Source organism: Mucilaginibacter lappiensis (assembly GCF_900155965.1).
In the GTDB taxonomy this organism is placed as follows: domain Bacteria; phylum Bacteroidota; class Bacteroidia; order Sphingobacteriales; family Sphingobacteriaceae; genus Mucilaginibacter; species Mucilaginibacter lappiensis.
In genome coordinates this window covers 15,593-41,851 of record NZ_FTMG01000006.1, presented here as the reverse complement: position 1 = coordinate 41,851, position 26,259 = coordinate 15,593, and the positions used below count along the sequence as shown (strand labels likewise).

General features: G+C 43.3%; 23 protein-coding genes. 17 read left to right on the top strand and 6 right to left on the bottom strand.

What is annotated here, in order from left to right; translation table 11 throughout:
- Positions 1–66: 66 nt before the first annotated feature.
- The 3 genes from BW976_RS13175 to BW976_RS13165 all read left to right on the top strand — a co-directional run bounded on the left by BW976_RS13175 (position 67) and on the right by BW976_RS13165 (position 3,926).
- Complete coding sequence (locus BW976_RS13175; protein ID WP_076373992.1) at positions 67–2,100, top strand: kojibiose hydrolase; 2,034 nt, start codon at positions 67–69, stop codon at positions 2,098–2,100.
- Between the two features lie 166 nt (positions 2,101–2,266).
- A complete protein-coding gene (locus BW976_RS13170) occupies positions 2,267–3,439 on the top strand; it encodes a glycoside hydrolase family 130 protein (RefSeq protein WP_076373773.1) in 1,173 nt (390 codons plus the stop codon).
- 1 nt (position 3,440) lies between these two features.
- Positions 3,441–3,926: a peptide deformylase gene (locus tag BW976_RS13165; protein WP_076373772.1), complete on the top strand. Its 486-nt coding sequence runs from the start codon at positions 3,441–3,443 to the stop codon at positions 3,924–3,926.
- A 166-nt stretch (positions 3,927–4,092) separates the two neighbouring features.
- On the opposite strand, the gene BW976_RS13160 is transcribed toward BW976_RS13165, so the two are convergent.
- The gene (locus BW976_RS13160) at positions 4,093–4,503 is read right to left on the bottom strand and encodes an ester cyclase (RefSeq protein ID WP_076373771.1); all 411 of its coding nucleotides are present in this window, start codon (positions 4,501–4,503) and stop codon (positions 4,093–4,095) included.
- Positions 4,504–4,571: 68 nt separating this feature from the next.
- The gene (locus BW976_RS13155) at positions 4,572–5,465 is read right to left on the bottom strand and encodes a helix-turn-helix domain-containing protein (RefSeq protein WP_076373770.1); all 894 of its coding nucleotides are present in this window, start codon (positions 5,463–5,465) and stop codon (positions 4,572–4,574) included.
- A gap of 417 nt (positions 5,466–5,882) precedes the next feature.
- On the opposite strand from BW976_RS13155, the gene BW976_RS13145 reads away from it, so the two are divergent.
- Both BW976_RS13145 and BW976_RS13140 read left to right on the top strand, forming a co-directional pair.
- Entirely contained in the window at positions 5,883–6,353 is a 471-nt protein-coding gene (locus tag BW976_RS13145) for a DinB family protein (RefSeq protein WP_076373768.1), read from the top strand.
- Between the two features lie 10 nt (positions 6,354–6,363).
- Entirely contained in the window at positions 6,364–7,053 is a 690-nt protein-coding gene (locus BW976_RS13140; RefSeq protein ID WP_076373767.1) for an ArsR/SmtB family transcription factor, read from the top strand.
- Here BW976_RS13140 and BW976_RS13135 read toward each other — a convergent pair.
- The gene (locus BW976_RS13135; protein ID WP_076373766.1) at positions 7,042–8,442 is read right to left on the bottom strand and encodes a serine hydrolase; all 1,401 of its coding nucleotides are present in this window, start codon (positions 8,440–8,442) and stop codon (positions 7,042–7,044) included. The two genes, BW976_RS13140 and BW976_RS13135, sit on opposite strands and share 12 nt — an antisense overlap.
- Positions 8,443–8,593: 151 nt before the next feature.
- Between BW976_RS13135 and BW976_RS29385 the strand changes: the two genes are divergently transcribed.
- Together BW976_RS29385 and BW976_RS13130 are read left to right on the top strand one after the other, a co-directional pair.
- Entirely contained in the window at positions 8,594–8,764 is a 171-nt protein-coding gene (locus BW976_RS29385; protein ID WP_175614102.1) for a hypothetical protein, read from the top strand.
- A gap of 18 nt (positions 8,765–8,782) precedes the next feature.
- Positions 8,783–9,058, top strand: a complete 276-nt coding sequence (locus BW976_RS13130; RefSeq protein ID WP_076373765.1) for a hypothetical protein — start codon at positions 8,783–8,785, stop codon at positions 9,056–9,058.
- A gap of 8 nt (positions 9,059–9,066) precedes the next feature.
- Here BW976_RS13130 and BW976_RS13125 read toward each other — a convergent pair whose 3' ends face one another.
- The 3 genes from BW976_RS13125 to BW976_RS13110 form a co-directional block, all read right to left on the bottom strand.
- On the bottom strand, positions 9,067–9,477 hold the full coding sequence (locus BW976_RS13125) for a nuclear transport factor 2 family protein (protein WP_076373764.1): 411 nt from the start codon (positions 9,475–9,477) through the stop codon (positions 9,067–9,069).
- Positions 9,478–9,655: 178 nt separating this feature from the next.
- Positions 9,656–10,462 (bottom strand): helix-turn-helix domain-containing protein, encoded by an 807-nt coding sequence (locus BW976_RS13115; RefSeq protein ID WP_076373762.1) that lies wholly within the window; start codon positions 10,460–10,462, stop codon positions 9,656–9,658.
- A 78-nt stretch (positions 10,463–10,540) separates the two neighbouring features.
- Positions 10,541–11,422, bottom strand: a complete 882-nt coding sequence (locus BW976_RS13110; RefSeq protein WP_076373761.1) for an oxidoreductase — start codon at positions 11,420–11,422, stop codon at positions 10,541–10,543.
- Between the two features lie 502 nt (positions 11,423–11,924).
- On the opposite strand from BW976_RS13110, the gene BW976_RS13105 reads away from it, so the two are divergent.
- The 10 genes from BW976_RS13105 (at position 11,925) to rlmD (ending at position 26,255) form a co-directional block, all read left to right on the top strand.
- Complete coding sequence (locus BW976_RS13105) at positions 11,925–14,084, top strand: DUF5703 domain-containing protein (RefSeq protein WP_139332293.1); 2,160 nt, start codon at positions 11,925–11,927, stop codon at positions 14,082–14,084.
- Positions 14,085–14,091: 7 nt separating this feature from the next.
- Positions 14,092–15,474 carry a GDSL-type esterase/lipase family protein gene (locus BW976_RS13100; RefSeq protein WP_076373759.1) on the top strand — a complete coding sequence of 461 codons (1,383 nt, stop codon included), beginning with the start codon at positions 14,092–14,094 and terminating at the stop codon, positions 15,472–15,474.
- A 465-nt stretch (positions 15,475–15,939) separates the two neighbouring features.
- A complete protein-coding gene (locus BW976_RS13095; protein WP_076373758.1) occupies positions 15,940–18,504 on the top strand; it encodes a cytochrome c-type biogenesis protein in 2,565 nt (854 codons plus the stop codon).
- 309 nt (positions 18,505–18,813) lie between these two features.
- Positions 18,814–19,848, top strand: coding sequence for a phenylalanine--tRNA ligase subunit alpha (gene pheS, locus BW976_RS13090; RefSeq protein ID WP_076373757.1), 1,035 nt, complete (start codon positions 18,814–18,816; stop codon positions 19,846–19,848).
- Positions 19,845–20,252 (top strand): Rieske (2Fe-2S) protein, encoded by a 408-nt coding sequence (locus tag BW976_RS13085; protein WP_076373756.1) that lies wholly within the window; start codon positions 19,845–19,847, stop codon positions 20,250–20,252. The genes pheS and BW976_RS13085 overlap by 4 nt, the downstream gene beginning before the upstream one ends.
- Before the next feature lie 3 nt (positions 20,253–20,255).
- Positions 20,256–20,837: a TetR/AcrR family transcriptional regulator gene (locus tag BW976_RS13080; RefSeq protein ID WP_076373755.1), complete on the top strand. Its 582-nt coding sequence runs from the start codon at positions 20,256–20,258 to the stop codon at positions 20,835–20,837.
- Between the two features lie 92 nt (positions 20,838–20,929).
- Positions 20,930–21,997 carry an AAA family ATPase gene (locus BW976_RS13075; RefSeq protein WP_076373754.1) on the top strand — a complete coding sequence of 356 codons (1,068 nt, stop codon included), beginning with the start codon at positions 20,930–20,932 and terminating at the stop codon, positions 21,995–21,997.
- Positions 21,998–22,004: 7 nt separating this feature from the next.
- Positions 22,005–22,661, top strand: coding sequence for a DUF4276 family protein (locus BW976_RS13070; RefSeq protein WP_076373753.1), 657 nt, complete (start codon positions 22,005–22,007; stop codon positions 22,659–22,661).
- A 275-nt stretch (positions 22,662–22,936) separates the two neighbouring features.
- A complete protein-coding gene (gene creD, locus BW976_RS13065; protein ID WP_084192182.1) occupies positions 22,937–24,289 on the top strand; it encodes a cell envelope integrity protein CreD in 1,353 nt (450 codons plus the stop codon).
- Positions 24,290–24,845: 556 nt separating this feature from the next.
- Entirely contained in the window at positions 24,846–26,255 is a 1,410-nt protein-coding gene (rlmD, locus tag BW976_RS13060; protein ID WP_076373752.1) for a 23S rRNA (uracil(1939)-C(5))-methyltransferase RlmD, read from the top strand.
- Positions 26,256–26,259: the final 4 nt, after the last annotated feature.

Below are 26,259 nucleotides of genomic sequence, written 5' to 3'. Positions count from 1 at the left end.
ACGGTTAAAACAATGGGGCCCCTGCTCAGTTTGCAAACCACTTTGGTTTTAAATAGAATAATTGATATGAACAAAATATACATATTATTGATCGGCTTTTGTTGTTTAGGTACAACCATATCAAAAGCTCAGGATGCCTGGAAAATAAAAGCCGATAAGATAGACCCAGCCAACTATTATGGTATTACAGTGGCCAATGGCATGATCGGCATTGTATCGTCGCCCGAGCCATTTAAGGTGAAAAATGTAGTGCTTGCAGGGGCGTATGATTTGTATGGTCGTGGCCGGGTGAGCAACTTTCTGAACAGTTTTAATCTGCTCAGCATGTACCTGGAGATAAACGACAAACGTATTGATGCTAAAAATATTAACAACTTTAAACAGGAGCTGGATATGCAGCATGCCGCTTTCACCACCACTTTTGATTATGGTGATGTGGCCTCCGTTAAATACACTTACTATTCGTTAAGGCAGCTGCCTTTTACGGTGTTGATGGATATCAGCATCACGGCAAAAAAAGCCATCAAAATTACAGCGGCCAGTGTCATGGAAGCGCCGGATGCATTAAAAGAAGTACAGAACTACTATAACGAAATTGACAGGCCGCATGTAACCATTAGCCTATTAACATCAACCGCTAAAAGCCCGACGGGTAAACTGCAGCTTTGTGCGTCTAACACGTTTTTGTTTAACGAGCAACATGGTCAGGAGCCCAGGGTGATTCACGAGATGTGGGATAATAACATGCACCTGATGAAGTTTAGCAAATCCATCGCCGCAGGGCAAATGTATCAATACGCCTTGGCTGGTTCGTCTATTACCTCGGCACATGATGCCGATCCGCTGAACCAGGCCGAGCGCCTCACCATGTTTGCCAAACTGGAAGGCAGAGACCGTCTGATCAAATACCATGAACAAGCCTGGGATGAGCTTTGGAAAAGCGACATCAAAATTGAAGGAGACGCGCAGGCCCAGCAAGATGTACACAGCATGTTATATCACCTGTATTCCTTTTCGCGTGCCGGTACTGCTTATTCGCCATCGCCCATGGGTTTGTCGGGTTTAGGTTATAATGGTCACGTTTTTTGGGATGCCGATTTGTGGATGTACCCGGCTTTGTTGGTGATGCATCCGGATATTGCCAAGTCATTGGTCGAATACCGTTTTCAGCGATTAGTGGCCGCAAAGCAAAACGCTTTTTCGCATGGATACAAAGGTGCCATGTATCCCTGGGAAAGTGCCGATAGCGGCGTGGAGGAAACCCCGGTATGGGCCTTGAGCGGGCCGTTTGAACATCATATTACCGCCGATGTAGCCCTGGCCGCCTGGAACTACTATTGTGTTACCCAGGATAAACAATGGCTGCAGGAAAAAGGCTGGCCGATACTATCGGCAACAGCCGACTTTTGGGCAAGCCGTGTAGAACGTAACGGCGACGGTCACTACGATATTAAGGACGTAGTAGCTGCCGATGAGTGGGCCGAAAATGTGGATAACAACGCCTATACCAATGCTGCTGCCAAAGCCAATCTGCAAGCCGCTGCGGCCGCTGCCAAAATATTGGGTATCACTGCCGACCCCGATTGGCAACAGGTAGAGCAAAATATCCCGATCCTGAAATTTCCCGATGGTGTTACCAAAGAATTTGCCAGCTATAAAGGTGAAGGCATTAAACAGGCCGATGTAAACCTGCTGGCTTATCCGCTCAAAACTATCACTGACCCGGCACAGATTAAAAAAGACCTGGAATATTACGAAACCCGGGTGCCTAACGAAGGTACTCCTGCCATGACGCAAGGTATATTTACTTTGCTGTATGCCCGCTTAGGTAATGGTGATAAAGCGTATCATTTTTTTAAGGATGCTTATGAGCCCAACCTGTTGCCGCCATTCCGGGTTATTGCCGAAACCAAGGGTGGTACCAATCCTTATTTCGCGACTGGTGCCGGAGGTATTATTCAAAGTTTACTGATGGGTTTTGGCGGGTTGGATATTACCCCCGAAGGCATCGTGCAAATCAAAAGCAAGCTACCCAAAAACTGGAAATCGTTAACGATAACCGGTGTCGGCATCGATAAAAAAACATATGTGGTAAAGTGACCTTGTAAAAGAGACAAGATATTAGAATCAAGAATCAGGACAAACAAATATTAATTACGCAAAGGCACAACGACTTCGTAATTAATATTAAAACAAAGAACTTTATGGTTAGTCTTTTTGTTTGCTATCTTGACTCTTAGTTTTAATATCTTGATTCTTACCATCTATGAAACTGAATTTTATTGTCATTTCATGTATTGCTGCTGCCATAACCCTTGGGGGGTGCCAGAGTAACCAAAAGAAAGCCGTGGTTAAGGTGGATACGGCCGATAACTGGGCTATTTTACCTTTCACCAAGTTGGATAGTGTTAACCCGGTTTTAGGGCCGGGGAGGGGGAGCTTTATCGACCCTATATTAAAAACCAAAGTTTTGTGGGAGGTTAAGGATGTGTTTAACCCGGCTATCGTAAACCGTGGCGGCAAAATCTGGATGCTTTACCGGGCGCAGGATAGTACCGGCAAACCCGCGGGTACATCACGTATAGGACTGGCCGTGAGTACAGATGCCACGCATTTTGTGCGTAAACCAACGCCGGTATTATATCCCGATAAGGACGATTACCAAAAACTGGAATGGCAGGGTGGCTGCGAAGATCCGCGGGTTGTAGAGGATGGTCATGGTACTTATTACATGACCTACACCGCTTTTGATGGTACTACAGCTCGTTTGCTGATAGCTACCTCAACCGATTTGATCAACTGGAAAAAGCATGGCAGCGTGTTTGCCAAAGCTGATAGCGGTAAGTATGCCGGTAAATGGAGTAAATCGGGCTCTATCGTATCTACTTATAAGAAAAATGGCAAAGTGATCGCCACCAAAATTAACGGCAAGTACTGGATGTATTGGGGCGATACCCAGATATGGACAGCCACTTCAACTGACCTGATTAACTGGACGCCTGTAAAAATGCAGGCAGGCGAAAAGCCTCCTGTAAAATTACGGTCGCAGGCGCTCAACATGCCCGAACTCAAAATAGCCCTGCCTACCCGAGAAGGTAAATTCGATAGCGACCTGGTGGAATCTGGTCCGCCGGCTATCCTGACCGATAGGGGTATTGTGCTGATCTATAACAGCCGCAATGTGCCATCCTTCGGTGACTTATTACTGGCCGAGGGTACTTATACTGCATCGCAAGCTTTGTTTGACAAGAATGATCCTACTAAACTGATCAAACGCCTGGATCATTATTTTATGAAGCCCGAAAAACCATACGAGCGTTCTGGACAGGTAAACCAGGTTTGTTTTGTGGAGGGTTTGGCTATATTTGACAATAAGTGGTATCTATATTATGGCACCGCCGATTCAAAAATAGCCGTGGCCGTGAGCCCCGTTAAATAATATGAAAACATTAGCCGACCTGTTACTCCTGGGCGACCCCAGGTTATATGAAAAGTGCGAACCTGTTTTGCAAACCGATCTTCCATTAGTGCCTGGCTGGGTAGCCGATATGGAAAATGTGATGCAGGGGATTCGTGCTAAATACAATTTTGGCAGGGCGATAGCAGCACCCCAATTAGGGATCATGAAAAGGCTGATCTATATGAATATCGACCAGCCAACCGTTTTCATTAATCCTGAATTTATTGAATTGAGCGACGAAAAGTTTGAACTTTGGGACGACTGCATGAGTTTTCCTAATCTGCTGGTGAAAGTAGCGCGCCATCAAAAACTAACTATCAAATATCTTGATGAAGACTGGCAGCCGCAGGAATGGCATATGGAAGATGATCTGGCCGAACTGCTGCAGCACGAATACGATCACCTGGAAGGCATCCTGTGCATCAGCCGGGCCGTTGATCCCAAGGCATTCAAATGGCGGCTCTGAGGATAATTAATCGGTCTGCCACCTTAAGCTTGTCAAAGGGATATAAAAAAAGGCCTGTCAGTCTGAGCTTGTCGAAGACTCGCGCGCAGAGGCCTGCCCACCATGGTTCGACGGAGCTCACCATGACAGCTCTATTTTAACACTCGGCATGGCATCTTGTTAAAACCTAATTCGCCTTTTTTACCACATCCTGTATATCCCTGATACCCCAGTGATCGGTATAGATGCCGTCTTTTAAATAAATAATATCCATAATAGGTATCACCACTTGTTTGCCGCTACCTTTTATTCCCATAAATTCACCGGTATGCGTGCCATGCATTAGTTTGTGGGTAAATACTTTATTGCCTTCGGCTACCATGGTTTTAATCTCTATCCGAAGATCCGGGAACGCCTTTTTTACCACCTGATCTATAAAATCAAAAGTAGACTGGAAACCGTTATCTGTACCTGCCGGGACGGAATGGTTTATAAAATCCGGACTTACAATTTCCCGGTATGCGTTAAAATCGCCTTGTTCTAAAACCTCGTGCTGAAAACGGGTTACTACCGCTTTATTTAATTCCTGTTCTGTCATGTTTCTATATTTTATGTAGCGGCAAAATTATCCCGCAAGGTTTAAAGGGTATGGTACAAAACGGTGCATTAACGGTAAATTTCGAGGATGGATTTGCGATACTCCGTTGGTGTTGAATTTTCCAGCCGTTTAAAGAAACGGTTAAAGTAGGCATCATCTTCAAAACCCAGCTCAAAGGCAATTTCTTTTACGGAGTGTTCGGTATGAAAAAGCAGGCGCTTAGCTTCAACCATTAACCGTTCATGGATATGCCGAATAGGCGTTTTGCCGCTTTGAGCCTTCACAATGGCTGTTAAATGCCCTGTGGAAATATGCAGCAGCTGCGCATAAGCGGCTACTTCGTGCAACTGCAGGTAGTGCTCCGCTATCAAGGTGGTAAACCGGTGGAGCAATTGCCGGTCGGTATTTTGCTCGGTAGCGATAAACTGCTGCTCATAAAGGCGACTAAGATAGATGAGCAGACTATGTAGATAAGCCTGTAAAGCCGCATTTTTCCAGCTTTGGTGCTGATGTTTCTCTTCCAGCATTAGGCCGATAATGTGGCGTATAAAATCGCGGTCGGCAGTTTGCAGTTTAAGCTCATGACCGTTTTGGGGATTAGTAATGATGGGCAGGTTCCGGAACAGCCGGTTATTTTCCAGTTCAATAAATTCCCGGGTAAAGCAAATATTTACACCCATGAATGGCTCGGCCTGCTCCTTGATATGCACCTGCTGCGGTGTAGAAAAGTAAAAAGAATCCGGATCAAGCTGGTATAAGGTAGAATCGACCCAATGCCGCCCATCGCCTTCATCAACCAGTCCCAGCTGGTAATAATCCCGCCGGTGCGGTACCAGGAACATTGCTTTATGCTTGTTGAACTGCCCTTTGGCTTCAACCAGTTCAAACATGCCATTGCCTGTAGGAAACATTTCCTGGAAGGAGTATTGCGGTATGATCTGATCTTTTGCGGATAGTGCCATGATGCAAATTAAACAATACTTGGGAGATTTGGGAGACACATGTGATGTGTCTCTATTACAATAAAATAAATGTAGAGACGCATCATATGCGTTTCCTGAATAGATAACAACAAAAAGGGCTGTCAGTCTGAGCCTGTCGAAGACTCGCGCGGAGAGGCCTGCCCACCATGCTTCGATGGCGCTCAGCATAACATCCGGTTCTTTCATCACCAATTAAATTAATTTTCACTCCACCGTAAGGGTAAAAGCATCTACGCGTGTTACATATTTGATAAGGTTTAATTTTTTAATTTGTGTGTAGCAAACAGCCCGGCCCCTAACAAGGTTGGGCTGTTGCTTTTTAAGGGAACAGTTCAATCCAAACCGAAGTGTTAGCCATTTATTAGCTGTATCATTGTATTTTAAATAATACACAACGTGGATACAAGAGAATTAATCTGTTTAAATTTTGCAGAAGTAAGACGCCGCAGCACTAAAGTGTGGCTGGGCATACCCGAAGATAAATATGATTGGAAACCCGATGCTGATGCGATGAGCTGTATAGCAATGGTACGGCATATGATAGAAAGCCAGTATATTTATCAGCAGATAGCTATTCATCGCGGCGACCCCGGAGAATTGATCACACCATGGCAGGATAAACCTTTGATGAGCATTGAGCAGGAAATAGAATTTAGCAAGCTTTATGTGTCGGCGTTTATGGACTGGATCAATAAACTGTCTGATCAGGATCTGGACGAAATAGAGATTGTGAGGCCTGCCTTAAATCAGCGGCGTAAACTGGGCGATTATTTATTGAGAATAGCTTATCACGAAGCTATACACACCGGCCAACTGCTATCGTACCTAAGAACAATGAATGTAGACCGTCCCGAAATATGGGATTAACTGATAAAAAATGACTAACCTGAGTAGTTTTAAACAAGCGGCGGCTTTATTTGGCGAACCGGCCCGCGCCGCTATGATCTGGGAGCTGTTTGATGGCAAACCTGTATCTGCCGGCGACCTGGCCATTGCGGCAAATATTACACCGCAGTCGGCCAGTAGCCATCTTAAAAAGCTGGTAGAGGCCGGGATACTTCAGGTGCAGAAACAGGGGAAACACAAATATTTTGTATACGCCAACCCCGAAATAGCAGTGGCGGTTGAAACGCTGAGCAATGTTTTTTCGGCACCGAAAGGTCTTAACCATGCACAAAGGGAAGTGCGGGCGGCTCGTAGCTGTTATGATCACCTGGCGGGGCAGGCCGGGGTACAGGTAACCGAAGCGCTACTCAGAAAAGGGTTGATCGCCGATCATCCGGATCATCTCAAGGAATTTAGCGTTACTCCGCAGGGCCTTAGCTGGTTTAAAGGGTTGGAAATAGATGTTCCGCAGTTAACTATCGCCAAAAGACCGCTTGCTCTGAAATGTATCGACTGGACCGAGAAAACCCCACACCTGGCGGGTGGTCTTGGGGCAGCTATGCTGCAATATTTCCTGAAGGAAGGTTGGTTCAGAAAGGTTTATCAAAAAAGGAACCTGCTCATCACCTCCAAAGGTGAGTTTGAACTAAAGCAACGTCTCAACATCGACTTAAAGGGGTAGTAGTTCCAATTTCTTAATATGCTCCGCGGCATTATTATTTTGGGGATTTAATTCCAATGAACGTTTGTAGTTTTTAATGGCGAGCTCTCTTTCGTCTAAGGCCTCATATGCCTCGGCCAGGCTGTCATAAGTATTGGCACTGTTTGGATATAAGTTGGTATTCAGTTTAAATACCTCTGCTGCATCCTTTTTTTTGTTATCAGACATCAGCATATATCCCAGGCTGTTTAGATCATCCTCGGGCAGTTGATAAGTGGGGTCTTTTTTCTTTTCTTTTGCTACTATTTCCATAGCATGGCTGTAGCCATGTTTGACCAGTTTTGCGCGCAAGTTTTTCATTGCTTTTGGCGATTTAAATCCATAATCGTTCCATTGGGTCGGCCACCAGGTTTGCTTGCCAAAAAACGTGTTCAATATATCGGCGGTAATATTTAAGCCGTATGGGTTATGGGTAAAATACACCAGGATCTCCTGCCGATCTGGAAAAGCGATAAAGAATCCTTTAAAATTACCGTTATCGCCCCAATGCCAGATTGCTTTGCCCAGTTCATTTTGTTGCAAACCTACACCAAGTCCCCAGTCAATATGCTGGTTAGCCTCTATGACGGGTTGACCGAAGCGGGTTCCTGAACTTGATTTTTCAAACATCAGCTGCCGGGTAGCTGGTTTTAATCCATGGCCTGCTAATAGAGCCTGTAAAAAAAGAGCATAATCATGGGCAGTGGTGAGCAAACTATAAGCCGCGTTGGCGTTTTTATGCCGGTTGATGGCTTCGGGGCTATTGCCAAATGCAGCCAGGGTATCAAATTTATTTTCCCACACATAGCTGCTGCTGGTCATTTTAAAAGGGGTGAACACCTCTTCCTGTGCCAGGTCATTCAGTGATTTATGCGTTAGTTTTTCAACGGCCTTTTGTAAAAACACATACCCTTCGCCCGAATAAGAGAAACAGCTATCGGGTGTAAATAATAGCCGGGCACCTTTATCATCGCCCCAGTTGGGTAAACCCGTTGTATGCCTTAATACCATCCTTGCGGTTATTTTAGCGTACCGGGCATCTTTAGGGTCAAACCGTTCATAACTACCTGTATAATGCAATAGTGGTGTATCCAGGCTAATGACGCCCCTGTCATACAAACGCATTACCGTGTAGGCGAAAACACATTTACTTAATGAGGCAGCCTCAAAAATGGTATTGGAACTTACTTTTTTATCAGAGCCTTTATTCACTGTGCCGATGTTGTAGGCCTGGGTCTTGTTGCCTTTAACATAAACCAGTTGTAAACCCTGGATGCCATATTCATCAGCAAAGGATTTTACTTTTTTCTCCTGTGAAAATGCATGGATGAAAGCCAGGAGTAAAATAACAGCGCAGCTTATCTTTTTCATGTAATGAGGGTTAGTATGGGGGAACTAACTAAAAGACGTCGCAATCTCAAATTCGTTACAAGTAATCTGGTGTGAGCCAAATAAATTTTATGTACAGGTAGGGGTAAAAGCCCGGGGGCGTGTTTTAGTGGAAATAAGCATCAATAAAACCATGAACAATACAAACCTGTGCCAGCCAAACAATTTTAACGCATTAAAGCACGAAAGCAATAACCCCGTGAAAATAATGGAAAACCATATAGATAGAGCCCTAAAAGCGCTTCATTTTAAGCTGGTTGACGATTTGCACATGATCATTTGGTATGTAACCAGTAGCTTATAGTTTACCAGTATGAACACGATGGATAGGTTACTAACAAAATATATGCTGGGCGAAGCCAAGCTTGCCGAAATAGATGCGATTGACAAATGGATAGTTGCCAGTAAGCATAATCTGAGATATTTTACACAGTTTAAACTGGTATGGGAAATATGCGAACTGCTAAAACCCGAAAGTAATATCGATATAGAAGAGGCATGGCAAAAGTTTAAGAAAATGGCCAAAAGAGGCAAAGGCCCCGCCGCGATCATTAATATGATATGCCAGATCGTGAAAGCCCCAACGCTGATTAACTAACAGGTAGGTTACAACCTGCGGTCTGCTTCATTTATGAGTACATCATTAATGCTGGCGTATCTCTTTTGCATCAGGCCGTGTTCATTAAATTCCCAGTTCTCGTTGCCATAGGCGCGGTACCATTGTCCGGCGGCATCATGGTATTCATATTCAAAGCGCACGGCTATCCGGTTCCCGGTGAAGGCCCAAAGCTCCTTTTTTAGTTTATAGTCGAGTTCCTTTTGCCATTTACCACTGAGAAACTGTACAATCTCGGCCCGGCCATTGATAAACTGCGAGCGGTTGCGCCATTCGCTGTCGATAGTGTAAGCTAAGGATACCCGTTCTGGGTCCTGGCTATTCCAGGCGTCTTCTGCCAATTGCACTTTTTGGGTAGCCGTTTCGAAGGTGAATGGTGGGAGAGGGTGTTTTTGTTCCATGATAGTAACAAATATAGGTGGGTTTGTATTGGTGTTTATGGTATTGGTTAATGATTGTGTGGTATATATTGTTGAAAAGATTCGGGGATGTCATGCTGAGCTCCGTCGAAGCATGGTGGGAGAGGCCTCTGCGCCCTACCCTTCGACGGATCTCTGGGTGACACCCATTAAAATCACATCAAACCCTTGATGGCGCTATCCCAAACGTTTTTTTAAATGCATAGGAGAAATGAGAGAGATCTTCAAATCCCAGCTCCAGGTAAACATCGGATGGGGCCTTTCCTTGTTCTTTGATCTGGTAGTGTGCCTCCTGCAGTCTTTTTTGCTGCAGCCACCTGCTGGGTGTAATATGGAAGATCTTTTCAAAATCGCGCTTAAAGGTGGCCAGGCTACGGCCGGTTAAATAAGCGAATCGTTTGAGCTGCACATTGAAATGAAAATTTTTGTTCATAAAACCTTCCAGATCAATTTTGCCGGGTTCGCTAAAATCAAACAGCACATCTTTAAGCTCGGGGTTGCCCTGTAATAATATCAGGATAGCCTCCCGTAATTTGAGCGATAGCAGGTTTTTATCCGCAGGTTGCTGGATATGTTCATACGGCTGCAATGAATCCATGAAGCTTTTATAAAGCAGGTTGGGTTTTAGTATGATGATGCTGTCTCCCTCATATTGCTTTTGTGCTTTGTATCCATATTCCATACTAAAATTGCGAAGCGTTTGCTGATCCAGAAATATCGATACCGATTTAAACTCACCGCCGGGAGGTGGTTGTTTCAGGAATTTAACCAGCTGGTTCCTGCGGCTCAGCCTGAAATCGCCAGGACCGGAATGATATACCTTATCCGCATCGGTAAGCGTAAGATCGCCCGAGATCTGGAAGCTGAAAGCATGCTCTGGAATAAACTGTTCGCCGCCACGGCTCCTGGTATAATAGCAGGAGTAATGGATCTCTGATTGCTGACTAAGCTGATTCTCTTTAAGCATATATCAAATTTAAAAAATTAAACAGCATTGCTACTCAAACAGAGCAACAATGCTGTGTGGTTAATGTTCAATACAGGATTATTTCGATTTCATCAGCAGTTTACCTGCTTCTGATTCCAGGAAATTCTCTGCCTCATCATGGTCTGTGGAAAGACTTACCGGCATCCATTTTTCCATTTCGGCGGAGCGTAAGTTATCAGCATTTTTTAACAAGCCGATAGCTTCGCTGCCTAATATCAGGTGTGTCGGAGGTTCAGGATGATCAACCAATTCCACCATTGCTTTAGCCGCTTTATCCGGATCGCCTACGGGTACAAACTTACCGCTTTTGAAAAATCCAACCCGTGCATCTACGGTTGATTCATAGCCTTCAACAGATGGGGCGTAGGTCATGGAGTCGCCGGCCCAGTCGGTACGGAAGCCGCCTGGTTCTACGCTGGTTACATGGATGCCCAGGCCTGCTACCTCTTTGGCCAGCGCTTCACTGAAACCACCCAGACCAAATTTGGCAGCCTGGTATATAGTCAGTCCCATACTACCTACACGCCCGCCAACGGAGCTGATCTGCAAAATCCTGCCCGAACGTTGTTTACGCATATAAGGCAATACTACGCGGGTGATTTCGATAGGGGCATACAGATTGGTTGCCAATTGGCTGCGTACCTGCTCATCCGTAAAAGCTTCGGCAGCGCCAATGATGCCAAAACCGGCATTGTTCACCAGCACATCAATGCGGCCAAAATGAGCTATGGTGCTTTCAACTGCTGCTATGATCTGCGTTTTGTTGGTCACATCCAATTGTAGCGGAAATAACTGCCCGGGATATTTATCTGCCAGGTCTTTTAATTGTTCGGGTTTGCGGGCTGTGGCGGCTACTTTATCGCCTTTTGCCAGTACTACTTCTGTTAAGCTGCGTCCCAATCCGCGGGAGCTGCCTGTTATAAACCAAATCTTTGTCATTATCTTCTGTTTTAATTTTGTATAACAAAGGTCGGTAGTATTTGAGGATGCCGCTTTGTTGAAACGTTCAAGTTACTTTGTTGAAAAGTTCAGGGCCTCACCCCAACCCTCTCCTTTGAGTAATAGCCCATCATATGACAGGATTAAATTTAAAAGCATGGGGATATGTGCGATTCCCTCCCTTGGGAGGGTAGGGAGGGGTTTTATACTGCCTGCATCACGAATAAACCCCTCCCTGCTACCGCGCAATCCATCGCACCCCTCCCGAGGGAGGGAATTTAAGCTGCTAATAATCAGGCTGTCTTTTCATGGGCTATTACTCTCCTTTGGAGAGGGAGTTAAAAAGAAAATTTTAGAACCCTCTCCTTTGGAGAGGGCAGGGTGAGGTCTGGTTAATCCTTTTTTAATATTTTATTAAGCCCGGCTGGTTTATTTGTATCACCAATTAACCTATTATTGTTATACCAAACCAATTACTAACATTACTCCGCAATTAAAAACTATGTATAAAAAGTATTTCAGGCAATTAAGCTTTGGCTTGTTATCGCTTGCGCTGACCTCAACCGCGTTCGCTAAGCCTATTCAACAGGATACCCTGCTTAACCAATACAACGTAACCTGGGATATGCCCGGACCAACATCGGCACAATCCATGCCTTTGGGTAATGGCGATATCGGCCTTAATGTATGGGTGGAGAAGAGCGGCGACCTGGTATTCTACATCAGTAAAACCGATGCCTGGGGCGGCGAACTCAAGGAGCAAAAAGATCCCTGGATGCAGCAGGGGGGGGTATTGATGAAGCTAGGTGCTATTCATGTATCAGTAAGCCCCAATCCATTGGCCAAAAGCACAACCTTTAAACAAATACTAAAACTTAAAAACAGCGAGATATTAGTACAGGAAGGCGAAGGCAAATCGGCGGTAAAGCTGCGGGTTTGGGTGGATGCCAATCATCCCGTGATCAGGGTAGAGACGCTCAGCGGTAGTCCGATAAGCGTAAATGTAAAACTGGATAACTGGCGCGAGGGTATTACCGATACCGTATTGAACAATCAACAAAACCAGATAGCCTGGTATCATCATAACTCGCCAAATGCCGATCCGCACCTGGCCAACTTAACCTTCGGAGCTGTGATAAAAGGCAAAGGACTGGTGAGCAAAGATGCTTCGACACTGCAATCGGGCAAAATTACTTCGCAGTTGATCTCTATTTATCCATTAACCGCTGTTACCGGTAGCGGTGAACAATGGTTATCCAAATTAAAACAACAGGTAACCGGGATGGAAAAACTTAGCCTGGAACAAACCCGCGCGGCGCATCAGCAATGGTGGCGGCAGTTCTGGAACCGCAGCTGGGTATTTTTACAGGGCGATGAGCAAGCTAAGCAGGTTACACAAGGCTACGTATTGCAGCGTTTTGTTACCGCTTGTGCAGGCCGTGGAACCGGTCCGATTAAGTTTAACGGGTCGATATTTGTGGTGGATAATCCTAATTGGAAACACGACGGTAAACCCGACCCACAGAATGCCGATTTCAGGGCATGGGGCGGGCAGTACTGGTTTCAGAATACCCGTGCCATGTACTGGCCCAGATTGATGGCCGGCGACTTTGACATGATGCTGCCTCTGTTTCATATGTACGCCAAAATACTGCCTGCCAACGCCGCGCAGGTAAAACAATTTTATAAACATGATGGTGCTTATTTTGCCGAAACCTCGCCTTTTTGGGGCGGCTTGCAGTATATGGGGCCCGATGTAAAACCATTATACACCAACCATTATTTTACACCGATACTGGAACTGAGCATGATGATGCTCGACTATTACGAGTACACCGGCGATGCTAAATTTGCCAAACAAACCCTGTTGCCCATAGCTACTGCCGGGTTACAATTTTTCGATCAGCATTTTGGTCGCGATAGTACAGGTAAGCTTCTGCTTGATCCGGACAATTCTATCGAGATGTTCTGGAAGGTGCATAACCCCGCGCCGGATATCGCAGCCTTGCACGCGGTGATCAGCCGGATGCTGCAATTGCCTGCTACCCTGGTTGATGACAAAACCCGGGCACAATGGCAAAAACTGTACAGCATACTGCCGCCGCTGCCGGTAAGTGAGGATAGGAAATTACTGTTGCCCTATACCGGTCCGCAAACGGCCAAATCATTCAATAGCGAAAATCCGGAACTGTATTCCATCTACCCATTCAGGCTATATGGCGTCGGCAAGCCCGATCTGGAGCTGGCGCGTAACACTTTTGATGCCCGTAAGCAGCGCTCCAAAGGTTGCTGGGTGCAGGATCCCATACAGGCTGCCATGTTGGGCGAAGCCGACGTGGCTAAAGATTATGTAAGTTTCGCGCTTACCCGTAAAGCTCCCGATCTGAAATTTCCGGCGTTCTGGGCTTCAGGAAATGATTATCATCCCGACGAAGATAATGGCGGCAATGGTGAAAACGGTCTGCAGCAAATGCTACTGCAAAACGATGGCAAAAAGATTATCCTGCTGCCTGCCTGGTCTGCCGGGTGGGATGCCGATTTTAAGCTAAACGCGCCTTATAATACTACAATTGAAGGTAAGGTGCTGAACGGTAAATTACAGAATTTGAAAGTTACGCCGGCCAGTCGCATGGCCGATGTGATAGATATGAGCAAGAAATAAAATCACCATGAAAAACATTTTCATCGTACTCATCGCCTTATGCCTGGTAGTACCGGCAGGGGGCGTCACCCGCATCACCTGCATTGGTGCCAGCATTACTTATGGTGCAACCTTGCCCGACCCGGCAACACAGTCGTTCCCGGCACAGTTGGGGGCATTGTTGGGTAAGGATTACCAGGTGAGTAATTTTGGTGTAAGCGGCACCACCTTGCTGCGCAAAGGCAATTTTCCTTATGTGAGCACACCTGCTTATCAGCAGGCACTCAAAAGCAATCCGGATATGGTATTCATCGATCTGGGGGGTAACGACGCCAAAGCCATTAACCGCTCACATTACAATGAGTTTGAGGATGACTATCATGCGCTCATCAGCTCCTTCAGACAACTGCCATCGCATCCACGGATCATTTTACTGCTGGCCATGCCATCATTTGAAAAAGATAGTATAGGTATTTATGATCCTGTTATTATGAACCAGGTTAACCCGCACATTAGGCAGGTGGCTTATGACGAAAAGCTGGAAGTGTTGGACATGCACTCGCCGCTGGTAAATCATGAAGAGCTGATGCCCGATAAGATTCATCCTAATATACAGGGCTCAGCCATTGCCGCCAAAAAGCTGTATGATGCTGTGCTGTTGCCACGCGATGCCGGGTTTGATATTTTTAAAGCTATCAAAGAGCCTTATAAAACCGACTCTTTTTACGGCTATCCCTGCGCTACATTTATCCTCAACGGCCGCGAATGCAAAGTGGTAAAACCCAAACGGGCAGCCAAGGGCCATCCCTGGATCTGGCGGGCACGTTTCTGGGGCCACGAACCGCAAACCGATATTGCCCTGCTGGAACATGGTTTTCATGTAGTATACAGTGATGTAGCCGAACTATTAGGTAATGACGAAGCCATCACCCGATGGAACAATTTTTACAAGATGCTACATGACGGTGGCCTGGGCCAAAAAGCGGTACTGGAGGGCATGAGTCGTGGCGGTATCTATATGTATAACTGGGCGGCTGTTAACCCAACCAAAGTGGCCTGTACCTATGCCGATAATGCCCTGCTCGATCTGCAATTCTGGTCCGATTCTACTTTGCTCAAAAAAGATTTTAACCTCATGCGGGTAAAAGACCTGGGTGCGTTAAAAGCAAGTCCGCTGGATAAAGTTTCGCAGATCGTTGCGGGTGGCTATCCCATGTTGCACCTCTCCGCCGATGAAGACGAAGCCCTCGATCCATCAAAAAATACGCTCCTATTTGAGCAAAAGGTAAAAACGCTGGGCGGTTCCATCACCGTGATTCATAAGCCCGGCTTTAAACATCACCCGCACAGCCTGCCCAACCCGCAGCCTATTGTTGATTTTATTTTGAAGGCTACGGAGGGGAGTAATTAGTGAATTGTTGATTTTTTGTGTGCTTGCAAACGAGCGCAAGTAGAGCTAATGGAAAAAAGTGGGTTTACATATAAACCTGCTATATCACGCATATTTATATATAATTTATTGATTATCAATTATATATAAATATGTAAACCGTAAATTGTGTAAACCATGTAAACCCACTTTTGTAGCAAAATAGCCCGCCTTCTGAGCAGTCGCTAAATCTCCCCCAGAAGGGGAGACTTTTGGAAAATATTTTAAAGCCCTCCCTTCCGGGGAGGGTTGGGCTCATTGAAAGACGCAGCGATAACCGAACAACCCAAGTCCCGTATCATTCCCTATATAATCATATTACCCTTGAATGTAAACTGTTTTTATTGTAATTTAGCCATTGCCGCCAGCTAAACAGGTTAATATTTAGCTGGCTAAATTATAAATGCAACACGGGTACTTAAGTCCTAATAGTAAGTACTGATCAACATGAGATTTTTTGTTTCGGGAATAATCGCGGTTATTTTTTTAAATATACTATGGATACCGCCTGTTCATGCGCAATCATACGGGCTTGGTTTTTATAGCCACGAAGTAGTACAGGATAAACGCACCACCTTAAACCTGGGCATCAGCAACGTTTCTGCTAAAGACAATCTCGAGGTATCTTTTGATCTGTCGTTCATTCCCAATCAGCAAATATACTTTGGCTATATGCTCCGGTTGGTAGGCGATGATAAGCAAAACATCGACCTGGTTTATGATAACCAGTACAATACCAAACATTTTAAGATCATCATTGGCGAAAAACTCTCCAAAATATCATTTAATATCGACGATAAAGAGCTGTTTGATAACTGGAGCAAGCTCAAAATATTTATTGATTTTAAGAATGACAGGCTCACCGTATCTGCCGGTAAGGCATCTTACAGTGAAGCGGGTATACACTTAAAGCAAAGTGCAAACTATAAACTGTTGTTTGGCGCCAATGCCTACCGGCAATACCAAACAACCGACCTGCCGCCCTTTAAACTGCGCGATGTAAAGATTGCACAACAGGATAAGCTACTATCCTGGTGGCCGCTGAACGAGTGGCAGGGCGATGTGGTGCACGAAATCGTTAACCAAAATAACGGTACAGTTACCAATCCGCTATGGATCAAAGCGCGACACCGCAACTGGCAAATAGAAAAAGAATTTAGTGTGAAGGGCGATGCCAGTTTAGCTTTTGACCCGGCTACCGAAACGGTTTATGTGATCGCTGCCGATTCGTTGATTTCCTACTCCGTGAATAAATTAACGCCTTTAAAAAGCGAGGCATATAAAACCGGTAGGCAGCAACTCATTCCGGGTGATCAGGCCCTGTTTCATCATGATAAACTGTATTACCTTTTTATCGACCAAAAGGCTATTGCTACTTATAGTATCCGGGATCAGCACTGGGATAAAACCTTTAAAAATATGCCCCAGGAAACCAATACCGGGCACCTCAATAAATTTTTCTGTACAGCCGATTCATCGGTGTACACCATTGGCGGTTATGGGCAGCTGATTTATAAAGACAGTGTACAGCAATATAAGGTAAGCACAGGTACCTGGCAGCAAGTAAAAACCAAAGGCGATGTTTTTACCCCGCGCTACATGGCCGGTTTAGGAGCCAATGCAGCAGGTGATACCGCGTATGTAATAGGCGGATACGGCAGCGCTTCGGGTCAGCAGATTGTGAACCCGCGTAACCTGTATGACATGATGCAGTTTACCGTGAAAACTAAAACTTTTAAGAAATTATTTAATATCAGTATTAAAAGCGAGGATTTTGTATTTGCCAATTCGCTCATTATCAACAGTAAAACCAAAGCCTATTACGGGCTCATTTTTCCACAGCATAAGTTTAATTCCAACCTGCAATTGATTAAAGGTTCGTTAGATAAACCTGCTTACCAGCTGGTGGGCGATACCATCCCATATTTGTTTCATGATGCCCGTGCCTATGCCGATGTTTACTACTGCCCGCATAGCAATAAATTTTTAACGGTTACTCTGTTTAAGGATAAAGAGCAAACCCGGGTTAAGGTATACTCGCTTTTAAGTCCGCCGGAACCATTGGACACCCCCATATTGAGCGAGGCGGGCATTAACTATATTTTATGGATCGGCGGTTTATTGGTGGTGGGCTTGGGTATAACAGCAGCGGTAGTTGTTTATCGTCGTAAAAACAAAGCCCGGCAACAGCCGCCATTACCACTTCCTGTAACCGAAGTGGCTGTTCAACATCATCCCGAACAGGTGGAACCTCTTATTGAACTCGATCATGACAACCAGGTAAACAACAATAAGAATGCTATATTTTTATTTGGAGATCTGCAGTTGTTTACACCCGAAGGGCATGAGATCACCAAATACTTTACGCCACTGCTTAAAGAGCTGTTCCTGGTTATTTTGCTGTATTCGGTAAAACTGGGCAGGGGGGTAAGCTCCGAAAAGCTGAACGAGATATTATGGTTTGATAAATCGGAAAAAAGCGCCCGTAACAACCGTTCAGTAAATATTGCCAAGCTCAAATCGCTGCTGGACAAGATGGGGCATTGTCATCTATCCAAAGATACCGGCTATTGGAAAATAGAGATCGACTATAACCAGATCATGGTAGATTATCATAATTATCTCAACATTGTATCCAACAAAAACAAGCTCAACAAGCAAAAGATCATCCAGCTCACCCACATTACCCAACGCGGTAATTTTTTATCAAACATTGAGTACGAGTGGCTGGATGCCTTTAAATCAGAGGTATCCAACGAGATCATTGACTCCTATATACAATTTGCCGGATCAGTTCAAATAGCCGACGATGCGGAATTCCTGATCAAATTGGCCAATGATATTTTTTACTTCGACCCCGTAAATGAAGACGCCATGATACTCAAATGCAAGGCGCTCTCGTTCCTGGGTAAACATTCGCTGGCCAAAAACACGTTCGAGAATTTTAGTAAAGAGTACAAAGTGATCTACGGCGAAGGTTTTGAACGCGATTTTCATTCGATACTGGAATAATTGTATTTCTCCGGCTTCGCCGAAATGCGTTTTCGGACATTTTTCATTCATTTTTGCCCTGTTTTGAGCAAAAAAGTGTTAAAATAAAGCTTTAAAAAGTTTTTGTACAGTAGGTGTCTTTGTTAAAATTGGGTAATAATGGCGTTACTCGTATGCTTCTGATACTATATATTCATGCAATCCTAAACACATTTAGAGCCGTTTTTTTATATTTGCACACTTGCTGCATCAAACGTCCAACCAGTTTACACCGCAGACGATATCAGTTAGTTGGCTTTACCGCCATAATTTTTTAATAACACCAGAACAATGCAAGCTCAAATTGACCAATATACAGCCGAAATAAATGCTTTTTCGCCAGCTAATGCCGATGAACTGGAAACATTTCGCATCAAATTTTTAGGTACTAAAGGAATTATAAAAGACCTTTTTGAGCAGTTTAAAACCGTTGGCGCCGAAGAGAAACGCACCTTTGGTAAAGTACTTAACCAGTTTAAACAACTGGCCGAGACCAAATATAATGAGCTGAAAGAGAATCAGACATCCGAAATCGGAACTCCGAAATCCGAAATCGATCTCACTTTACCCGGCGAAGATTTTGCTGTTGGCTCGCGCCATCCGCTGTCGCTGGTGCGTAATGAGATCATAGATATATTTAAGCGCCTGGGCTTTGTGGTTGCCGAAGGACCGGAAATTGAGGACGATTGGCATAACTTCTCGGCCCTGAACTTCCCGGAAGAGCATCCCGCGCGTGATATGCAGGATACCTTCTTTATCAAAAAGAATAACGGTAAAGATGATATCGCATTGCGTACCCATACCTCATCGGTTCAGGTGCGGATGATGGAGCATGGTAAACCACCGTTCCGGGCTATTATGCCAGGCAGGGTTTACCGTAACGAGGCTATATCGGCCCGTGCACATTGCTTTTTTCACCAGGTTGAGGGTTTATATGTAGATGAGAACGTATCCTTTGCCGATCTGAAACAAACGTTATATCACTTTGTGCAGGAATTATACGGCGAAGGTACTAAGGTTCGTTTCCGCCCATCGTATTTCCCGTTCACCGAGCCTTCGGCAGAGATGGATGTTTCCTGTACCATTTGCGGCGGATCGGGTTGTAATATGTGTAAATACAGTGGGTGGGTTGAAATATTGGGCTGCGGCATGGTTGACCCTAACGTATTGGAAAATTGCGGTATCGATAGTAAAAAATATACCGGTTTTGCCTTTGGCATGGGTATGGAAAGGATCGCGAACCTGAAATATGTTATCCGTGATCTGCGCTTATTTTCTGAGAACGATGTACGCTTTTTAAAACAGTTTCAAACAGAAATACTATGAAAAAGTTCATACTGGTCATACTAACAGGAATTTGTTTACTTTCATGCGGAAAGGGAGACCCAGTTCCGAGTGTGCCGGTAAACTTTCAAGCGCCTATAAATCCTACGTACAGCGCGCTGAATAGCCCGGGTGGCTACGCTATAGTTAACGGTTATGGAGTTTCGGGGTTGATTCTTTATCATTCGCAAACCCGTGGAATTGTTGCTTTTGACCGGTGCAGCAGCTATCAGCCCGAAAAAAAATGCGCTGTTACTATTGATGATACCGGCCTTACAGCTACCGATCCCTGCAGCGGATCGAAATTTTCACTGGAGGATGGTACACCGGTAAAGGCCCCTGCTACAAAGTCGCTGAGGTCATATCAGGTTATCACCACCCAGTTCACTATTCAAGTTGTCAATTAATAAATGGAAGCCGATAAAATAAAAGATAGTATAAAAAGGGCGGCACAGGACCTGTTCCGCAAGTTCGGTTACCATAAAACCAGTGTTAACGAAATAGCCAAAAAGGCTAAAATTGCCAAGGCTACCATTTACAAATATTTTGATAGTAAAGAAGCAGTTTTACATATACTGCTGATGGATTATATTAAGGCCAGTGTTGACGATCTGGTGGAACACAATGCCCCGGATATTGACGAAGAAGAATATCTGAACAACCTGATCATGAAAACCTGCCGCCTCTCATACACCATATGTAACGAGTTCATCGGTTGGGATTTTATCAGGGAATCAACCAATTCGCAAGATTTTCTAAAAAATCTGTCGAACGAGCTGGAAGAGTTGCTGATGGCTTCATTTATACAATTACCCGGTATCCGTAAACACGAAACCTACCAGCAACGGTTGCGTTTTTTAATTAAATGCAGTAAAAGCATCGTGTTTAGTTTTGCTTTCACCTCGGTAAGTGATTCTGATGTGCGTAAGAATTTTGTTTCTTTTCAGAAGGAGATCCTTCCTTACCTGGTAAAGGCGGCAATTTCGGTTTAAATAATCTATAAAAACTTTCTGCATAATAAATCATTATTGCATAGTATTTGGTAATATTGATTATCGTTTAAAAAGGATATTCTTCCCTTAATATGGATTATATAGAAATAAAAGGATATAAGTCAATTAATTCTACCAAAGTAGAATTTGCCCCTATAAATATACTCATAGGAGCAAATGGTGCCGGTAAAAGTAATTTTCTGTCTTTTTTTGAATTTTTAAACCGCTTATATAATCAAAATCTTACTGAGTATGTTGCTTTGGCAGGAGGGGAAGAGAAGATGCTCCACAAAGGCAGTAAAAATACTGCGAGCATTTATTCAAAGATAAAGTTTGGGAAAAATGGTTATTCTTTTGAAATTGAAAAAGGGGAAAGCTCATTTATTTTTGTTTCTGAGGGATTATGGTATGACAATAACCCATATTACAATAATCCTACAGACATTGCAAGTTATTCGAACGAAGCTAGAATAAAAGTTTATTCTATGGCAAGAGCCGAGTACATACGAAAGTATTTAAATTCATTTCAGAAATATCACTTTCACGATACTGGTAGAAATTCGCCCTTTAATAAATTAAGTCATATCGATAATGATATATACTTTTTATATGAAAAGGGTGATAATCTAGCAGCCTTTTTATTTAATATTCAACAAAAGGACAGGCTTGTTTATAACCGGATAGTAAATACTGTACAGAGTATAGCACCATACTTTTCAGACTTTTATCTTCAGCCCAATAATGAAGGGTTTATACGATTGCAATGGCAGGATAAATTTACCTCAAATGTTTATGGGGTTACTGACTTGTCTGATGGTACCATAAGATTTATTGCCTTGGCAACTCTTTTTCTTCAACCAAATTTACCCACAACCATAATTATTGATGAACCAGAATTGGGTTTGCACCCATTTGCAATATCAAAACTTGCGGGTATGATACAAAGTGCCGCCTCAAGAGATACCCAGGTAATTGCAGCTACACAATCTGCTGATCTGGTAAATCATTTTGAAGCTAAAGATATTATAACGGTGGATCAAAAAAAAGGGGAAAGTTCTTTTAACAGGCTTGATGATGCAGATTTATCGCAATGGTTGGATGAGTATAATATCGGAGACCTTTGGCAGAAAAATATAATACAAGGGGGGCAACCAAGCTAAAGAATTGATGAAAAGAATTATTATCATTTGCGAAGGCCCAACAGAAACAGAATTTTGTAAAGATGTGTTATACTCTCATTTTTTGAAGAAAAAAATCATAATACAAACGCCTTTAATCAAAAAATCAGGAGGGGGAATTGTTCCCTGGAATAATTTAAAAAAACAAATTGAGAATCACTTATTACAAGAAAAAGATAGCATTGTGTCTACTCTAATAGATTATTATGGAATAAAGGCAAAATTTGAATTTCCTAAATGGGAAAATGCTCATAAAGAAATAGATAAAAATCATCGTATGTCTATTCTTGAAAGTGGGATGAAAGAGGCCGTGGATAAGTCTGTAGCACATAGATTCATGCCATATATTCAATTGCATGAATTTGAAGGGTTATTGTTTAACAATATTGATGCATTTGTAAACCACATCCCTGTGGAGGATTTTGTAAATAAAGCAGAGTTAGAACAAGTACTCGTCGGTTATCCTAATCCCGAACTTATAAACAATACCCCTAATAATGCACCCTCGTATAGATTAAAGAGATTAATTAAAGGATACAATAAGATCGTTTACGGAAGTATTTTGGCTCAGGAGATTGGGCTGAAAAAAATAAGATCAAAAAGCCCTCGGTTTAATGAATGGATAACTATGTTAGAAAATATTTAGGCTATTTTAACTAAATTCCATTCTAATTTAAAATGCCACTTTGCTAATCTGAGATGAAGCTACAATTTTCTTTTCAAAAGGAGATCCTTCCTTACCTGGTGAAGGCAGCTATTTCAGTTTAAATTTTTAAAAGAAAATATTTGGATTGTTTAAATCTTCTTTGTTACTTTGAATTGCAAAGTACTTTATAGTAATTGAAAAAATGCAGCAAGGCTCTCAGAGCCTTCTTTTTGATCTTTAAACTTTGTAATTCAAAGTACTTTATAAAAAATAACATGACCGAAAACGAATCACCAAAACATGGAATAATGGACGGGCTCAAGGAGTCGATAACCGTTAAATTGCTTTTTATTGCTACACTGATCCTGTTGTTGCTTATACCTTCATCACTGGTCAATAACCTGATAGATGAGCGGACCAGCAGGCAGGACGAAATGATGCGCGATGTATCTGATAAATGGTCGGGTAGTCAGGTGATCAAGGGGCCAGTATTGGTTATACCTTACAAACAACAGGTTAAGGATAGGGATGCATCAAACAAGGAAGTTACCAGGGAGATCATCGAAAATTTATACATTTTGCCTGATAATCTGCATATTAAAGCAGGGTTAACTACCCAAATTCGGCACCGGGGAATATTTGATGTGGCGGTTTACAATTCCCTGATAAAGGTATCTGGTAACTTCGCCAAAGCCGATCTGGGTAGCCTATCCCTGACTCCCGATCAGCTTTTGCTGAATAAAGCCCGGATCGTATTTAGTATCAGTGATTTAAAAGGACTAAAAAATAACCCAGTGATCAAAGCCAATGATCAAACTTTGACTGCCGAACCCTTATTTGAAAGCGCATCGGTATTTGGTGGAGGATTACAGGTAGCTGTTGATATTTCAGGGGCTAAAGACGGGAATGTGCCTTTTGAATACGCCCTGGATCTGAAAGGAAGTCAGAACCTAAGCTTTTTGCATCTGGGTAAAACTACCGATGTGGAAGCAAGTGGAACCTGGAGCAGCCCGAGCTTTGATGGCCGCTACCTGCCCGACGATTACACAATAAACAAAAATGGGTTTAAAGCCCACTGGCGTATGTTGTATTATAACCGCCCTTTTCCGCAGCAATGGGTTAATAATGATACTTTGCTAAGTAATGATAAAAAACTTGGCGATGCGGTATTTGGTATAAAATTACGTTTGCCGGTTGATCAGTATCAAAAAACGATGCGAACCAGCAAGTACGCGCTGCTTATTATCGCATTAACATTCATCTCCCTGTTTTTAACCGAAGTGATCCGTAAACAAAGGATCCATATATTTAATTATATCCTCATTGGCCTAGCCATGATCATTTATTATTCCTTGCTGCTTTCTTTTTCTGAACAGGTAGGTTATAATTATGCTTACCTCATTGCTTCGGTGTCAACTATTGCATTGGTGTCGGTGTTTATAGCATCCTTGTTAAAAAATAAAATGGCCACCTGGTTGTTCGCCTTTATCCTGTCTGTTTTTTACGCGTTCATCTTTGTGATCATCCAACTGGAGGATTTCGCACTTATCATTGGCAGTGTTGCTTTATTTATGGTAGTGGCCGTATTGATGTACTTCTCGCGCAGAATAAACTGGGACAGGCATTAGGCAAAAAAAGGGGATGGTAAAAAATCTATCCTCTTTTTAATTAATACCGTATACCGATTTGGTTTTTAGTATAATATTTACTATGTTAGCATAATAAATTTTTTATCATGAGTCCCGAACTAACAGAATTTTCAGACCTGATTGATGAGCAATTTGATATAGCCGATATGGATACCGATGATTTTGTATCCTATATATTGAGCTTGTTCGCTTGATTGCCTCTTGTGTTTTTGATGGTTCGCTTTTAAGCGGAACGGATATTCCTTTGTCTGGTAATTCATGAATTCAAACATATAATACCTAAACCTTAATCAAAAAGCGATTCGGGGAAATAGCCATTTTATTGTTTCCCGGCTCTTATCTCCTTAGCCAGATGCGTTTACCCTGGGTTTACATGTAAACCCACTTTATTGTATAGAAATTAATTTAATATATTGATTGTCAATTAAATATATTAATGTTAACCCTAAAAAGTGTAAACCATGTAAACCCAGTTTGTGCTTATCTCCAGCCTCCTATTTTTATCCTAAATAAATACGGTTAACTTTGCAGCCTGATGAATAAAGTTGCCAAACAGAAGTTTTTTGAAGATGTCCGGATTATTGATATTGCCGAAGAGGGTAAAGGTGTAGGTAAAACCGACGATTTTGTACTTTTTGTAGATAAAGCCATTCCCGGCGATGTAGCCGATGTGCAGGTTTACAAAAGCAAAAAGAATTTTGGCGAGGGCCGTATAATTACACTTAAACAACCATCCGAATATCGTGTTGAGCCTTTTTGTGAACATTTTGGTACCTGTGGAGGTTGCAAATGGCAACATATGGATTACACCGGACAGCTTAAATTCAAACAAAAATCTGTAGCCGACGCCTTGGGGCGTATAGCCAAAATTGATGTGGATGGTATCATGGATATTGTTCCGTCACCCGCCGATCGTTATTATCGTAATAAGTTAGAGTATACCTTTTCTGATAAACGCTGGTTGTATGACGGTGAAAACAAGGAAGATGAGACCCTGAATATGAACGCGTTGGGTTTCCATATCCCAGGTCGTTTTGATAAAATATTGGATGTGAAGCATTGCTATCTGCAGGCCGAACCCTCCAACACGCTGCGTAACAGCATCCGTGATTTTGTGATAGCACAGGGTTACTCTTTTTATAACCTGCGTAACCACGAAGGAGCCTTGCGTAATCTCATTGTACGTACCTCATCAACCGGCGAGGTTATGGTTATTGTGGTGTTTGCCTACGTGAGTGAAGATGAAGTAAGCAAACTGATGAACTTTATTGATGCCGGTTTCCCGGAGATTACTTCGCTGTTGTACATCATCAACCAGAAAAAGAACGATACCATTTTTGACCAGGAGGTGATTGCCTTTAAAGGGCCAGAATATATCCATGAGGAAATGAATGGTATCAAATTCCGTATCGGGCCAAAATCTTTCTATCAAACCAACAGCATCCAGGCCCTGCGCCTGTATGAAATAACCCGCGATTTCGCTGGTTTTACGGGTGATGAACTCGTGTATGACTTATACACCGGTGCCGGCACTATCGCTAATTTTATTGCAGGTCATGTAAAAGAAGTAGTGGGGGTGGAGTATGTCCCTACCGCTATCGAGGATGCTAAAGTAAACTCAGCTATCAACAACATCACCAATACCAAATTTTACGCTGGTGATATGAAAGATGTACTGGTTGCCGATTTTGTAGCCGAGCACGGTAAACCCGATGTGATCATCACCGACCCGCCGCGCGCAGGCATGCATCCCGATGTGGTAAACCGCCTGATGGAAATTGAAGCTGAAAAGATTGTTTATGTAAGTTGTAATGCCGCCACTCAAGCCCGTGATTTGCTGGTATTGAAAGAAAAATATGATACGGTGAAAATACAACCCGTTGATATGTTTCCCCATACGCAGCACGTAGAGAATGTGGTACTGCTGGTATTGAGGAGTAATTAGTTCA

Bases quoted from the DNA above. Each gene is read 5' to 3' on its own strand.
- BW976_RS13175 (WP_076373992.1), top strand. From the start codon at position 67: ATGAACAAAATATACATATTATTGATCGGCTTTTGTTGTTTAGGTACA.
- BW976_RS13170 (WP_076373773.1), top strand. From the start codon at position 2,267: ATGAAACTGAATTTTATTGTCATTTCATGTATTGCTGCTGCCATAACC.
- BW976_RS13165 (WP_076373772.1), top strand. From the start codon at position 3,441: ATGAAAACATTAGCCGACCTGTTACTCCTGGGCGACCCCAGGTTATAT.
- BW976_RS13160 (WP_076373771.1), bottom strand. From the start codon at position 4,503: ATGACAGAACAGGAATTAAATAAAGCGGTAGTAACCCGTTTTCAGCAC.
- BW976_RS13155 (WP_076373770.1), bottom strand. From the start codon at position 5,465: ATGGCACTATCCGCAAAAGATCAGATCATACCGCAATACTCCTTCCAG.
- BW976_RS13140 (WP_076373767.1), top strand. From the start codon at position 6,364: ATGACTAACCTGAGTAGTTTTAAACAAGCGGCGGCTTTATTTGGCGAA.
- BW976_RS13135 (WP_076373766.1), bottom strand. From the start codon at position 8,442: ATGAAAAAGATAAGCTGCGCTGTTATTTTACTCCTGGCTTTCATCCAT.
- BW976_RS29385 (WP_175614102.1), top strand. From the start codon at position 8,594: ATGAACAATACAAACCTGTGCCAGCCAAACAATTTTAACGCATTAAAG.
- BW976_RS13130 (WP_076373765.1), top strand. From the start codon at position 8,783: ATGGATAGGTTACTAACAAAATATATGCTGGGCGAAGCCAAGCTTGCC.
- BW976_RS13125 (WP_076373764.1), bottom strand. From the start codon at position 9,477: ATGGAACAAAAACACCCTCTCCCACCATTCACCTTCGAAACGGCTACC.
- BW976_RS13115 (WP_076373762.1), bottom strand. From the start codon at position 10,462: ATGCTTAAAGAGAATCAGCTTAGTCAGCAATCAGAGATCCATTACTCC.
- BW976_RS13110 (WP_076373761.1), bottom strand. From the start codon at position 11,422: ATGACAAAGATTTGGTTTATAACAGGCAGCTCCCGCGGATTGGGACGC.
- BW976_RS13105 (WP_139332293.1), top strand. From the start codon at position 11,925: ATGTATAAAAAGTATTTCAGGCAATTAAGCTTTGGCTTGTTATCGCTT.
- BW976_RS13100 (WP_076373759.1), top strand. From the start codon at position 14,092: ATGAAAAACATTTTCATCGTACTCATCGCCTTATGCCTGGTAGTACCG.
- BW976_RS13095 (WP_076373758.1), top strand. From the start codon at position 15,940: ATGAGATTTTTTGTTTCGGGAATAATCGCGGTTATTTTTTTAAATATA.
- pheS (WP_076373757.1), top strand. From the start codon at position 18,814: ATGCAAGCTCAAATTGACCAATATACAGCCGAAATAAATGCTTTTTCG.
- BW976_RS13085 (WP_076373756.1), top strand. From the start codon at position 19,845: ATGAAAAAGTTCATACTGGTCATACTAACAGGAATTTGTTTACTTTCA.
- BW976_RS13080 (WP_076373755.1), top strand. From the start codon at position 20,256: ATGGAAGCCGATAAAATAAAAGATAGTATAAAAAGGGCGGCACAGGAC.
- BW976_RS13075 (WP_076373754.1), top strand. From the start codon at position 20,930: ATGGATTATATAGAAATAAAAGGATATAAGTCAATTAATTCTACCAAA.
- BW976_RS13070 (WP_076373753.1), top strand. From the start codon at position 22,005: ATGAAAAGAATTATTATCATTTGCGAAGGCCCAACAGAAACAGAATTT.
- creD (WP_084192182.1), top strand. From the start codon at position 22,937: ATGACCGAAAACGAATCACCAAAACATGGAATAATGGACGGGCTCAAG.
- rlmD (WP_076373752.1), top strand. From the start codon at position 24,846: ATGAATAAAGTTGCCAAACAGAAGTTTTTTGAAGATGTCCGGATTATT.